The organism is Microbacterium sp. MYb66 (genome assembly GCF_002979435.1).
GTDB lineage: Bacteria > Actinomycetota > Actinomycetes > Actinomycetales > Microbacteriaceae > Microbacterium.
Genome location: NZ_PCOV01000003.1, coordinates 53783 through 67024, shown reverse-complemented (window position 1 = coordinate 67024; position 13242 = coordinate 53783). Strand labels below are relative to the sequence as shown.

The following is a 13242-nucleotide window of genomic DNA, read 5'->3' as shown; positions in this document are numbered from 1 at the left end:
CGTTGCTCGATCGGGGCGAGGTCGACTCGGGCTCGAGTCAGCGGAGTATCGAGGCATCCTCCCGTTGGAAACGGCTCCGATACTCGCTGGGGGTGAGGCCGTACAGCGAGCGGAACCGCCGGCTCGCGTAGTTCGCGTCGTCCCACCCGACGGCTTGGCCGACCTCCGAGACGTTCTTGTCCGTGAGGGCGAGCTGTGTCGCCGCGGCCTCACCTCGGGCACGGGTGAGCCACGCCATGGGCGAGATGCCCACATGCGTCTTGAACACTCGATGCACCACCGCGGGGGAGAAGTTCGCGGCCCTGCTCAGGTCGGCGATCGTCCAGCGGGCGCTGAGGTCGTCCTGCATGAGATTCATCATCGTGATGACGGCGCGCGCGATCGTGCTATCCGTCGCCGGCTGCGGCGAGAGGGCGAGAGCGCTGAACGAGTCGAGCACGCACGTCGCCAATCCGATCAGCGTCGGGGCGTGCGGCGTGCGCGAGTGCTGCATGATCTGCTCGAGCCAGCCCAGAACCCGCGCGCACGACTCCTCGTCGAACTCGCCGAGATTGGGTTCGCCGCCGAGCAGAGCGCGCGCGAGATCGGGATACTCGACGATCCAGGAGAGCTCGCGAAGCAGGAGCTCCGGAGCCAGATAGAGGTTGAAGGTCCAGAGGTCATCGGTGTCTCGATAGGCATGCCACGATCCAGGACGGATGATGATCACCGAGCCGCGGCGGATCGGGAGCCGACCCTCGCGCGTCACATGCACGCCTGTTCCCCGCGACACCACCGCGATCTCCAGGTAGTCGTGCGTGTGCTCGGGGATCCCGCCAAGCGCGGGCACGTCGTTCGAGGCGATCGGAAGGGCACCGGCCCGGAAGACCTCGTAGCGCTGGATGGAGGGGTAGCGGACAACCACCCGCTCACCCTGGCACAGCGGACGGCGTCGCGGAAGACACCTGCGAGGATCGTGCTAGTGATGAACAGCATCGTCCTGGCACGACCCCTCGGCGCCGGACAGGATTGTCGATATCACCGCTGAGCGACGACGCGAGAGAGTCAGGGAGCCGTACACGCATGTTCAATGCCGAACAGAAGACCGCACCACCGGCGGGGAGTGCCTTCGCACCCGCTCGTCGGCGGCGGTGGCGGGGTGCGCACGTCCCCCTCTGGTTCATCGTTCCGGCGCTCGTTCTCTACGCGTTCGTCACGCTCGTGCCCTCGGCGCGCGGCACCCTCTTCGCGTTCTCCGACTGGGACGGGATCAGCGCCGACTTCGACTTCATCGGTTTCGGAAACTTCGTCGAGGTGTTCACGGATCCCCTCGCGACAGCAGCCCTGGTGAACACGTTCGTGTTCGCGGCGGTCACGATGATCCTGCAGAACGGACTCGGCCTGCTGCTCGCGCTGGCACTCAACACCGTCGTCAAGAGCGGCGGGCTGCTGCGCACGATCTTCTTCGCCCCCGTCGTGCTGACCCCGCTGGTCTGCGGCTACATCTGGAGCTACCTCCTCGCGCCGACGGGCGGCGTCAACGCTGTGCTCGGAGCCCTCGGGCTCGACTCGCTGCAGCAGAACTGGCTCGGCGACCCGCAGTTCGCCCTCGGCGCCGTCTGCGTCGCGTACCTCTGGCAGTTCACGGGCTTCTCGATGGTGATCTACCTCGCCGGGCTCAAGGCGCTGCCTTCCGAGGTGATCGAGGCCGCGGTGATCGACGGTGCCGGACCCGTGCGCCGATTCTTCTCCGTGGTGCTCCCGCTCATCAACGGCGCGGTCGTCATCAACCTGCTCCTGACCCTCATCAACGGCCTGGCCCAGTTCGACCAGGTCTACGCGATGACGGGCGGCGGACCCGCACGGGCCACGGAGACCATCTCGACGGTCGTGTACAAAGTCGGATTCCAAGGAGGCGACGTGCCCTACGCCACCGCCCTCGCCACGGTGATGGCGATCGTCGTCGCGGTGCTCGCCACCGTGCAGTACCGCCTCACCTCGAAGCAGGTCGACCGATGATCAACAGATACACGGGTCGCACCCTCACCCTCGAGATCGCCCTCTGGGCGCTGGCGGCGATCTTCCTGCTCCCCCTCTTCGCCCTCGTCAACCTCTCGCTCAAGGCGCCGCACAACCCGACAGGGGCGTTCGTCATCTCGGGTCAGTACAGCGTCGAGAACTTCGGTCGCGCGTGGGAGGACGGGCATCTGGGTGCCGCGCTCATGAACAGCGCGGTCGTGGCCGTCGCCAGCATCCTGCTGGTGCTCGTGGCCGCCTCGCTCGCCGCCTATCCGCTGGCGCGACTCGGTTCGCGCTGGTCCCGGGGCATGTTCTACCTCTTCATGATCGGACTGGTCGTGCCCGCGCAGCTGGGAGTGCTTCCGCTGTTCCTGAGCATGCGCGACCTCGGTCTCAACGGAAGCCTGCTCTCGGTGATCCTCGCCGGGGCCGGCAGCTCGATCCCATTCGCCGTCTTCATCATCACGATGTTCCTGCGCGAGAGTCCACGAGACTTCGAAGAGGCCGCGTCTCTCGACGGATGCGGGCCGATCCGGACCTTCTGGCACATCGTGGTTCCGCTGCTGCGCCCCGCGATCGGCACCGTCGCCATCCTCAATGTGATCTCGATCTGGAACAGCTTCTTCATCCCGCTGCTGTTCCTCTCCGGGACCGGCAACGAGACACTGCCCGTCCGCATCAGCGGATTCGTGCGCACCTACTACGCCGACTGGCCGGCGGTATTCGCCGCCCTCCTGATCTCAGCCGCCCCGATCCTGATCGCGTACTTCCTTCTGCAGAAGTACATCATCCAGGGCTTCGCCGGCGGTCTGAAGGGCTGATCCTTCAGCCACCCCCCCTGCCCCATCGAGAGGAAAACCCGCATGTTACAACGCAGTGCACCCGCGGCTGTCGGCATCGTCGCCGTCCTGGCCCTCACCGCCTGCTCGACGTCCGACGAACCCGCGAACACGGGGTCGACCGGCGAGGAGAAGACACTCACCATCGCCACCGACAACGTCGCTCCGCTGCAGGCGGTCGTCGACGAGTTCGAGAAGGCACATCCCGACGTCACCGTCGAGATCCAGGACGGCGGGAGCGACTACCCCACCTTCATCCGCACGGCCCTCGCCGCCGGTACCGCGGCCGACGTCATCCGCACCTTCCCCGGAGCCGGCAACGTCGTGAGTGTCGTTCCACTCGATGACGCCAAGCAGCTCGTGGACCTCAGCGGTTCCGAGTGGGCCGGCGAGCTGTCTCCGACGCAGAACAACCTCTTCAGCAACGACGACAAGCTGCTGTCGGTGCCCATCGGCGCGCTCGGCCTCGGCCCCGTGTACAACGACCAGACGATGGAGGAGCTCGGTCTCGAGATCCCCGAGACCTACTCCGAGGTGCTCGAACTGTGCGCGGCCGCGAAGGACAACGGCAAGGTGGCGTACACGATGTTCCTCAAGGGCGGCAGCTCCATCCCGAGCTACGCCATGCTGGCGCCCCTCGTGTATGGGCCGAACCCCGACTTCACCGTCGAGCAGATGGCGGGTGACCAGTCCTTCGCCGACTCCGAGTGGGTCGACGCCTTCGCCATGCAGCAGGAGATGCTCGCCGCCGGCTGCTTCAACGAGGGACCGACCGGCACGGAATGGAACGTCTCCTTCGAGCAGGTCGCCACCGGTCAGGCGCTCGCCACGTTCGCCTTCTCCGACACGACGTCGCTGGAAGAGGTGGCGCCCGAGGGCACGACCTTCTCGATCGCGCCCTTCCCCGTCGACGACTCCGGTGACAACTACCTCGCCGCGGCCGACTCGTCGGGCTTCGGTATCAACGCCAAGTCCGACAACCAGGATGCCGCGAAGGTGTTCCTCGACTTCCTCGCCACCGCGGACGCTCAGAACGCCTACGCGACCGCGTCGAAGGGCGCGCCCTCGCTCCCGAACGACTCGTTCACGCCGGACAGCCCGAACCAGGCGACCGTGCTCGAATACGTCGTGTCCGGCAAGACGGCATCGTGGCCCGACCAGGGGTGGCCGGGAACGGCGACGCAGCTCGAGCTGAACGAGGTGAGTCAGACGGTGATCCTCGGTTCGGATTCGCCCGAGGCGGCGGCCGAACGGCTCGACGCGGCCTTCGCCAAAGACCTCGCCGACAACTAGCCCGTGAGGTGGCGGGCCGTGCCTGGCCCGCCACCTCACGTCCCCTTCCTCACGGAGAACGAGCTGATGCCGAACACCTTTTCCCGCCTGCGCGCCAACGGGCTCGAGTCTCCACTCGGGGTCGACTCGTCGTCGGTGCGGTTGAGCTGGATCGCCGACGGATCACTGCGACCCGACGACCAGATCATCGTCGAGCTCGAGAGTCCCGACTCGGCGCCCGCCGCGAACCGCCATGTGCTGACCGCCGATGCGCGATCGATCGTCGTGCCCCGGCCGGCGGCGCGGCTCGTGCGCTGGCGGGTCGGCGTGGAGCGAGCGGGCGGGGTGGACTGGGGCGACGAGCGCGGCTTCACGACGGCACCGGATCTCGAATCCTCGGGTGCCCAGTGGATCGCTCATCCCGACGTGGCGGATGCTCGCGCCGACGGTGATGACCGCACGGTGTGGTTCGCTCTCGCCGTCGACGCGCACCCCTCCGACACCCGTGCACTCCTTCACCTCGCGGCTCCCGGCGTGGTCGAGGTGCGCGTCGACGGACGCCTTCTGGGCGATGGCCTGCTCGGCCCCGGCTACAGCGACCTGAGCACCGAGACCTCGGCGGCGACGCATGACCTCGGTCCGCTCGCTCCGGGCCCGCACACCGTGACGATCGAGATGGCGTCCGGGCCCTACTGGATCTCCGACGACCCGGGGCGCTACCGAAAGTTCGCGGCGCAGCATCAAGCTCCTCGACTGCTCGCGATGGTCGAGCAGTTCGGCGCGAGCACCCGCGTCACGACGACCGCGCCCGGGCGGACGCGCACCGGTCGGGGCGCGACGATCGCCGCACACTGGTACGGCGGTGAGGATTTCGATGCCGCCGTCCCGGAGCCGTGGCAGCAGGGCCCGGGTGATGTCGCCGCCGCGGTCGCCGCCGACGGCGCCTCCACACGGATCTGGTGGCCGGAGCATCCGCCACTGGCGGTGGTGGAGACGCGACAGGAGATGTCCTCGTGGGACGGTGTGCGCGGACGCGTCGTCGACTTCGGGGTGAATGTCGCGGGCGTGCCCGAGATCCGGTGGCAGCCCGGCGCGCAGGACCGCGTCGTGGAGATGCACCCCGCCGAGCTGATCGGCGCGGACGGAGTCGACCAGGACAGCACGGGTACGCCGATCTTCGACAGCGTGCGGATCCCGGCCGGACACGGCGGGTCGTGGTCGCCGCGATTCGGCTATCACGGGTTCCGATACGTCGAACTCCGCGGGCGGAGCGAAGGCATGGAGGTCGAGGCCCGGGTCATCCGCGCCGCCAACGCACGCGCCGGTGCTTTCACGAGCGGGGACCCTTTCCTGCAGAGGCTGCACGAGGTCATCGACCGCGCAGTGCAGGGCAACATGCACAGCGTCTTCACCGACTGCCCGCATCGCGAGAAGCTCGGCTGGCTGGAGCAGCTGCATTTCTGCTTCGACGCGATCGCCCGCGGCTACGACGTCGAAGCGCACCTGCGCGACATGCTGCACCACGCGAACACCGCTCAGCTGCCGTCCGGGGCCATCCCCAACACCGTTCCCGAGTTCGTCGACTTCAGCGGGCACCCGTACCTCGGCGACGACGACGCCTTCCGGTTCGACGTCAACTGGGGCGGGGTCATCGTGCACCTCCCGCTCGCTCACTTTCGCGAGTACGGCGACCGACGTGTGCTCGAAGACAACCTCGAGGCCATGCAGTCGTATGTCGCCTATCTCGGGAGCCGCCAGGTGGCCGGGCTGATCGACTTCGGACTGGGGGACTGGATCGCGATCGACGCGTCGGCGCCCCGTGAGCTCGTCGCCTCGCACGGCTACCTCCGCGTGCTCGAATCCGCCGAGGTCATCGCGGGGATCGTCGGGAAGCCTGCGTGGGCCTCGGAGCTGCGGGCGCAGGCCGGAGTCGTCCTCCGTGCACTCCGCCGGTACGAGACCCCCGGTCCCGACGCCAGCCAGACCGAGCTCGTGATCCTCGCCGACGTCGCCGAGAGGCGCGGCGAATCCGCGGCGGCGGATGCGTTCTTCGCATCTCTGCTCGCGCGCCTCGAGGCGGACGGCGGCGCATTCACGGTCGGCGAGGTCACCTTCGCCCTGCTCGTCGAGATGCTGCACCGTCGCGGTCATGCCGAGCTCGTCCATCGCACGATCAGCCGCACCGACGTCCCGGGCTACGGCATGCAGCTCGCGCGCGGGGTGACCGCCCTCGCAGAGACCTGGTCGGCCGAGAGGCTCGCCGTGGGAGAGGGGTCCAACAACCATTTCATGCTCGGGATGATCGACCGGTGGCTGCAGAGCGACGTCGCGGGTCTGCGTCAGAGCCCCGGTTCCATCGCGTGGCGGTCGGCGGTGATCGCCCCGACCTTCCTGTCCTCGGTGCCCAGCGCCGCCTCGGTGTACCACTCCCCGCGCGGCACCTACCGGGTGGCATGGCGTCGGGAAGAGCGCCGTGTGCGCGTGGAGATCGAGGTCCCCGCGGACGGTCAGGCGAGGGTCGTGATCCCGGGCGTCGCGCCGCACGACGTCGGTCCCGGCGTTCACGTCTACACCGCCGCCGACGTCGAGGTCGCCGCCGAGGTGGGTGCTCATGGTTGACGTCCGTCGCGGCGCACTGCGCTTCCTCTCCGCACCCGACGAGGATCGGGCGCTGGGCGCTTCGGTGCGGAGGCTGCTGCGCGAGGACTACGAGGTGACCGATGTCATGCGGAGCACCCTCGCGAGCGACTGGCCGGGAGACCTCGCCGGACGCCTGCTGCTCTCCCTGGCCCGGTATGCGCGCGCCGGGATGCCGACGCTCGAGCGTGCGACGCAGTTGAACGAGGCGATGCTCGAGGCGCTGGCACCGCGCGGGTATCTCGGCCCGGAGTTCGGAGAGATCATCGACGAGCAGCAGATCGCCTGTCACGGGTGGGTCGCCGCGGGGTTGCTGCAGTTCTTCCACGTCACCGGCGACGACCGCTCCCGGCTCGCCGCGTTCCGAGTGATCGACGCGCTCATCGCTCCCGCTCTCCGCCTGCGCGCCTACCCGTGGGAGCGCACGATCCCCACCTACGGCGGCGAGCCTTCGGGAACGGCCACGGAGGTGATCGAGGGCTGGGCGGTCTCCAGCGACGTGTGGTGCGTGCTCCTGTCGTTGAACGCTCTCGTGCCGGCCGCGCTTCTCAGCGGCCGCGTCGATCTCGCCGATCTCATCGTCGAGCTGACGAAGACCGTGAGCACCCTGGATGTCGTCACTCACCGGGCCCAGCTGCACGCCGTGCTCGCTGCCGCGCGCAACCTCGCCGACTGGGCGGTCGCGACCGGCGACGCACAGGCGGCAGACGTCGCGGCCGCGCTCTACGAGACGTATGCGCGCGAGGGGCGCACGCTGAACCACGCCACCTTCAACTGGTTCGGCCGCCCCGACAGCTGGACGGAGCCGTGCGCGATCGTCGACTCCATCGGCGTCGCGGGATCCCTCCACGAGCTGACCGGCGATGAACGGTATCGAGTGGACGCGGCCCGCATCGCGCACAACGGGCTGGCCTTCGCCGAGCGCCTCGACGGCAGCTTCGGGCTCGACACCATCGCCACCCCGAGCGATCCGATCCTCGCGGCGATCGAGCCCGACGCGCACTGGTGCTGCACCATCCGCGGCGCGATCGGGCTCCTCGAGAGTCGGGAGACCGCGGCCGTGCTGCGCGAGGGTGTGCTGGAGGTGACCGATCTGTACCCCGGGACGCACGTGGTCCCCCGTGGGACGGGTGAGTGGCGCATCCGCCAGGAGACGAACTGTCCCCCGCAGGCGACGGTCCGCTTCACGGTCATGGAAGCACCGCAGGCGACCGAGGATCTCGAGATCCGGATCGCGATGGAAGATGTGGTCCGAACCGTGTCCCTCCCCGCCCGCGCCGGAGCGACCGCGGTCATCGAACTCGCCTTCTCGCCCCGCCGGGAACACCACGCGGGCGCGGACGTCGAGCGGGTGGGACCCGTGCTGCGGGTGCGGGATTCACATGATCCGGATGCTCCGGCGCGGCTTCTCACCGAGTACGCGGGCACCTTCCCCGGTGTGGATGGTCCACGCCTGATCCTCACCTTCGATGCCGACAGGCGGCATTGAGAACGGCCGAAACAGGACCGGCGCCGATGCCGGACGCTCAAAGGAGAGCACATGAGATATCGCAATCTGATCGGGGCGCTCGCCGCGGTCGCGCTCGTGGCCACGGGCGCAGTGTCGCCCGCGGTCGCCGCCGATGCCGCCGGCGGTGCGGCCTCCGGCGCCGGCACCACCGGCGCCAGCACCGCCACTGCCGCGACGCCGAATGTCGGCATCTGGTACGCCACCTGGTATTCGAAGGTCCCGGCACTGCCGATCACCTCCGCGACCGGCCACGGCGCCTCCAGTGCGAGCCAGTTCCTCGCCGATGTCAACGCCGACGGGAAGGACGACGCCGTCACGTTCGACGCAACGGGTGCGTGGCGGGTCGGACTCTCGACGGGAACCGGGTTCGCGGCGCCGAGCACCTGGGTGTCCGGTCACGGCGTCGGGTCGAGCGAGCGGTTCATGGCCGACGTCAACGGCGACGGCCGCTCGGATGCCATCGCCTACTTCGCCGCCGACGGCAACGGCGACGGGCAGCCGGGTGACTGGTACGTCGCCCTCTCGTCCGGTACGTCGTTCCAGCAGTACACGCTCTGGCGGGCGAACGCCGGGGCGGGCGCGAATGCTCGATTCGTCGCCGACGTGACCGGCGACGGCCGCGCGGATCTCGCCACCTTCACCAATGGTTCCGGAGCCGTGAACAGCGGCACGTGGCACGTCGGCGCCTCCTCGGGCACCGGCTTCGCGGCTCCGACGACCTGGCGCACCGGATTCGGCGGCAACACGACCCGCCAGTTCCTCGCCGACACGACCGGCGACGGCAAGGCGGATGCAGTGTACTTCGCGGCGTGGGACGGATCCTGGTACACGACCCCGTCGACCGGCACCTCGTTCGGCACCGCCGCGGCATGGACCACCACGCACGGCATCGGGTCGAACGACCAGTTCGTCACGGACGGGAACGGCGACGGCTACGCGGAGCCCTACGTCTACTTCCACGCCGACGTCACGGGCGACGGCGTGGGCGGCGATCTCATCGGACGGGAATACGACCGCGCGCTGAAGGCCATCTCGCCGGAGAACATCGCGCTGCACACGGGGTTCGGCGTGGGTGCGACGCGCCTGCTGCAGGGCAACATCTCCGGTGATCGCTACGGCTGGAAGGCGACCGTCGCCTTCACCGCCGGAGTCGGCGGCGGAACCTGGAACGCTCTGCGATATCGCTCGGCGGACAGCGTCTCCACGAACACCTGGGCCGGGTTCCCCGGAAAACCGGCGATCCGGTACGTCCCCCTCACCCTCGGCAGCTACCAGACGTACGACAGTGGCAACTCGGCGGTGATCGACGAGCATCTGAACACCATCTCCGGTGCCGAGATCGACTGGCTCCTGCTCGATGAGACGAACGGCCTGAACAACGTCAGCGGTGCCATCCTCAACCGCGCGGCAGATGTCGCGGCGCGCATCGCGGTGCACAACGCGCAACCCTCGAAACGCGACATCCGATACGCCTTCGCCATCGGCCGGGTGCAGTGGACCGGGACTCCGGTGACGATCGAGCAGGAGGCGGCGCAGACCTGGGCCGAGTTCGCCGGCGATCCGACGATCGGCGGACCCGAGCACTACCACGAGGTCGACGGGAAACCTCTTCTCGTGGTCTACGCGCCGGTCTCCGCGCAGAACGCGTGGCGCTCCTACACGGGAGACAAGAGCGCGTCGAACCACTTCACCGTGCGCTTCGCCTCGACCGCGCTGCCGGGCGAATACGGCTGGCAGCTCGGCCCCGACGGCTCGCCGTCGAACGACGAGGTCATGCTCACGATGCCCGGGTGGAACAACAACGTGCCCGGCTACACCCCGGTCTCGCGCCAGAACGGGCTCTACTACATCGAGAAGACGTGGCGGCGGGTGCTCGACCGACCGACGCCGCCGGAGAGCGTCGTGATCAACTCGTTCAACGAGTTCGCCGAGGAGACGTCGGTGCAGATCGCCGACACGAACGGTCTCGTCGCGCCCGCCGAGAAATGGATCAACACCGACGGCGTGGTGGACAACTCGATGTATTGGAACATGACGAAGGACTTCGTGCGCCAGCTGAAGCATCCGGATGCCGTGCATCATGCGAAGTCCGACTTCGCCAGCACCCAGGGCGCGGGAGGGTGGTCGTACGAGCAGTGGACCTATCCGAGCGGTTCACGGGTGATCACTCCGATGACGTGGGACTCCGCGAACACGCGTTGGAAGGGAACGACGACCTGGACCATGGTCCGGTCCGACGCGCAGCATCCGGATGTCGGAGCCGATGCCGCGCGCGTCTATGTCGCCCCGGCTGCGGGCAGCACGGTGGTCACAGGCGTCGTCTCCAAGCCGCAGGCGGGTGGTGACGGAGTGGTCGTGCGCATCCTCAAGAACGGCACCCAGATCTGGCCGACCGGCACGACGGGCACGACCCTCACGACTGCCGCAGCGCGCACGTTCCGGGTGCCGGTGACGGTCGCGGTCGGCGACCGCCTGGAGTTCGTCACCCAGGCGCGCTCCACCGCAGCGTACGACACGACCGCATGGGATGCGACGGTGACCTACCAGTAGTCCGTGGAGGCGGGCACCCTCCGTCACTGCGGAGGGTGCCCGCTTCCCGGTCCGAGTTCTCTCCCGCTCGCGGGGTGGATAGCGTGGAGGCCGGAGATCGCGTCGCGGTCACGGAGAGGGCGACCCATGACCACCGGCTCCCCGAGCGACGCGCGCATCCGAGAGGGGTATGCGCCGCGCACCGCGGAATACACGGAGCTCCTCGGCGACATCGCGCAGATGGATGCGGTCGACCGGGAGCGCATCGCGCGGTGGGCGGACGGGATCGACGGACGCCTCCTCGATGCCGGCTGCGGACCCGGGCATTGGACGGCCTTCCTCGCCGATCGCGGGTGTCTCGTGGAGGGCATCGACCTCGTGCCGGAGTTCGTCGACACCGCATCGTCGCGATTCCCGCACGTCTCGTATCGGGCGGCGTCCCTGGCCGACAGCGACATCGAGCCGGGCTCGCTCGGCGGTGTGCTCGCCTGGTACTCCGTGATCCATGCAGACCCCGGCGAACTTCCCTCGCTCCTGACCGCCGTGCGCCGCGGCCTCCGCGACGGGGGCGGTCTGCTCCTCGGCTTCTTCGACGGTGCCGACGGCGTCGCCTTCCCGCATGCGGTCACGACCGCGTACTTCTGGTCGATCGAGGGGATGTCGGCCCTGCTGGAACGTGCGGGTTTCGCCGTCGTGGACAGCGACGCCCGGGTGCAGGAAGGGCGCCGCCCGCACGCGTCGATCAGCGCCGTCGCGGTCTGATCGACGTCTCGTGCATCTTCAGCGATAGTGGAACCGGGATGCCCCGACGGGGCAATACATAGTGTGGACAACGACAGCGAAATCATCTCCCGGTCGATCGCCGAGCCGGAGCTGTTCGCGCAGATCTTCGAGCGTCACGCGGCGGCGGTGGGCGGCTACACGCGCCGTCGTGTCGGCTTGGATGCCGTCGACGATGTGCTGAGCGAGACGTTCCTCGTGGCGTTCCGCAGGCGCGCGACGTTCGACGCCGAGGCGGACTCGGCCCGGCCCTGGCTGATGGGGATCGCGACCCGCGTGATGCACCGGCATCGGCGGACCGAGGAGCGGGCGTGGCGCGCGAGCACGTCGGAGCGGGCACGGTCGGTCGATTCGCATGAGGAGCGCTCGGACGCCCTGCTCGACGCCTCCGCCGCGGTGCACGCTCTCGGCCCGCGGATCGCCGCGCTCTCGCCGAAGGAGCGCGACGTGCTGCTGCTGTATGCCTGGGGCGATCTCACCTACGAGCAGATCGCCGACGCCTTGCGGATCCCGATCGGGACCGTCCGGTCCAAGCTCAGCAGAGTACGACGAAAGCTCGCGCCTCCGGGATCGAAAGGGGCCGCACGAGTGACATGGATGGCGAAGGAGGAGACCAATGCGGTTGCTGGATGATGTGCGCGAGATCCGCTCGGAAGAGGCGAGCGTGGAGGCCGAAGACCTGAGCGTCGCCCGGGAGGTGCTGGCGATCGAGATCGAACGCGCGAAGCCGCGCCCCGCGCGGACGAAGCGTCGTCGGAGGGTCGGGCTGGGCGTCGGCCTCGGCATCGGCGGCCTCGGGGCTGCGGCACTGGGGACCTTCGCGGTCGTCTCGATCGTCGCCGGCAGCGTCGTGGCACCCGCCGGGGTCTCGTCGGCTTCGGCCGCGGAGCTGCTGGAGAGGGCCTCGGATGCCGCGCTCGCGCAGGTCGCCGCCGTCGACGCGCAGCTCGCGCCGGGGCAGTACCTGCGGGTGGAGACGACGATGGATCAGGTCACCACGGATGGGACCGCGCAGGATCGACCGGCGGAGAGCGGAGGGTTCCGGAGGCACACCGTCGAGGTCGTGTACGTGCCGGCGGACCGGACGCAGGACTGGATCGTGGAGACCCGGGCCGACGAGGTGACCGGGGTCTACGGCCCCGAGGGGCAGGAGTTCCTGGACAGCGTCCTGGCCGAGCCGCAACTCGACGAGGCCTCGGTTCGGGCCTACCCTGCGGGCATCCGGACCTACGGCGAGGAGACGCAGCCCATCGACATGTACCGCGACCGGTACGACGAGATGCCGCGCGACCCCGACGCCCTGCTGGCCTGGTTCGATTCGCAGGCGCCGGGCGGGTACGCGGGGCTGGCGATCCTGAACGCGCTGTACCAGAACCTGCCCCCGGCCGATCTGCGTGCGGCGCTGCTCGGAGCCCTCTCCCGGCTCCCGGAGATCAGTCTCGTCGCGGAGGACGGCGACCTCGCCACGATCCAGCGGACGAACGCCGACTCGGTTCAGCAGTTCGTCGTCGACACCCGGACCGGGATGCTCGTCTCGATCATCGATCCGGCGCGTCACCCGAACGGGATCGTGCCCGACGGCATCCCGGACAACATCCAGACGTTCACGACATCGATCGTGGACTCCGCTCCCACCCCCGCGCGTTGACGTCACCCCGGTGTCCGTCGGGTCTGAGA

At 68.9% G+C, this 13242-nt stretch carries 10 protein-coding genes; 9 read left to right on the top strand and 1 reads right to left on the bottom strand.

Going from position 1 to position 13242, the window contains the following annotated elements:
• Positions 1 to 37 precede the first annotated feature (37 nt).
• Complete coding sequence (locus CQ045_RS07615; RefSeq protein WP_105722352.1) at positions 38 to 904, bottom strand: AraC family transcriptional regulator; 867 nt, start codon at positions 902 to 904, stop codon at positions 38 to 40.
• A gap of 158 nt (positions 905 to 1062) precedes the next feature.
• Between CQ045_RS07615 and CQ045_RS07610 the strand changes: the two genes are divergently transcribed.
• The 9 genes from CQ045_RS07610 to CQ045_RS07570 all read left to right on the top strand — a co-directional run bounded on the left by CQ045_RS07610 (position 1063) and on the right by CQ045_RS07570 (position 13213).
• A complete protein-coding gene (locus tag CQ045_RS07610; RefSeq protein ID WP_105722350.1) occupies positions 1063 to 1998 on the top strand; it encodes a carbohydrate ABC transporter permease in 936 nt (311 codons plus the stop codon).
• Positions 1995 to 2819, top strand: a complete 825-nt coding sequence (locus tag CQ045_RS07605) for a carbohydrate ABC transporter permease (RefSeq protein ID WP_219844399.1) — start codon at positions 1995 to 1997, stop codon at positions 2817 to 2819. The genes CQ045_RS07610 and CQ045_RS07605 overlap by 4 nt, the downstream gene beginning before the upstream one ends.
• 42 nt (positions 2820 to 2861) lie before the next feature.
• Positions 2862 to 4130 (top strand): ABC transporter substrate-binding protein, encoded by a 1269-nt coding sequence (locus CQ045_RS07600; protein WP_105722348.1) that lies wholly within the window; start codon positions 2862 to 2864, stop codon positions 4128 to 4130.
• A 66-nt stretch (positions 4131 to 4196) separates the two neighbouring features.
• Entirely contained in the window at positions 4197 to 6728 is a 2532-nt protein-coding gene (locus CQ045_RS07595) for a family 78 glycoside hydrolase catalytic domain (protein WP_105722346.1), read from the top strand.
• Entirely contained in the window at positions 6721 to 8235 is a 1515-nt protein-coding gene (locus CQ045_RS07590; protein WP_105722344.1) for a beta-L-arabinofuranosidase domain-containing protein, read from the top strand. Before CQ045_RS07595 ends, CQ045_RS07590 begins: the two co-directional genes overlap by 8 nt.
• Positions 8236 to 8286: 51 nt before the next feature.
• Positions 8287 to 10806 (top strand): VCBS repeat-containing protein, encoded by a 2520-nt coding sequence (locus tag CQ045_RS07585; RefSeq protein WP_105722342.1) that lies wholly within the window; start codon positions 8287 to 8289, stop codon positions 10804 to 10806.
• 126 nt (positions 10807 to 10932) lie between these two features.
• Positions 10933 to 11547 carry a bifunctional 2-polyprenyl-6-hydroxyphenol methylase/3-demethylubiquinol 3-O-methyltransferase UbiG gene (locus CQ045_RS07580; RefSeq protein WP_105722340.1) on the top strand — a complete coding sequence of 205 codons (615 nt, stop codon included), beginning with the start codon at positions 10933 to 10935 and terminating at the stop codon, positions 11545 to 11547.
• A 63-nt stretch (positions 11548 to 11610) separates the two neighbouring features.
• Positions 11611 to 12198: an RNA polymerase sigma factor gene (locus CQ045_RS07575; protein ID WP_105722338.1), complete on the top strand. Its 588-nt coding sequence runs from the start codon at positions 11611 to 11613 to the stop codon at positions 12196 to 12198.
• Positions 12182 to 13213, top strand: a complete 1032-nt coding sequence (locus CQ045_RS07570) for a hypothetical protein (RefSeq protein WP_105722336.1) — start codon at positions 12182 to 12184, stop codon at positions 13211 to 13213. Before CQ045_RS07575 ends, CQ045_RS07570 begins: the two co-directional genes overlap by 17 nt.
• Positions 13214 to 13242: the final 29 nt, after the last annotated feature.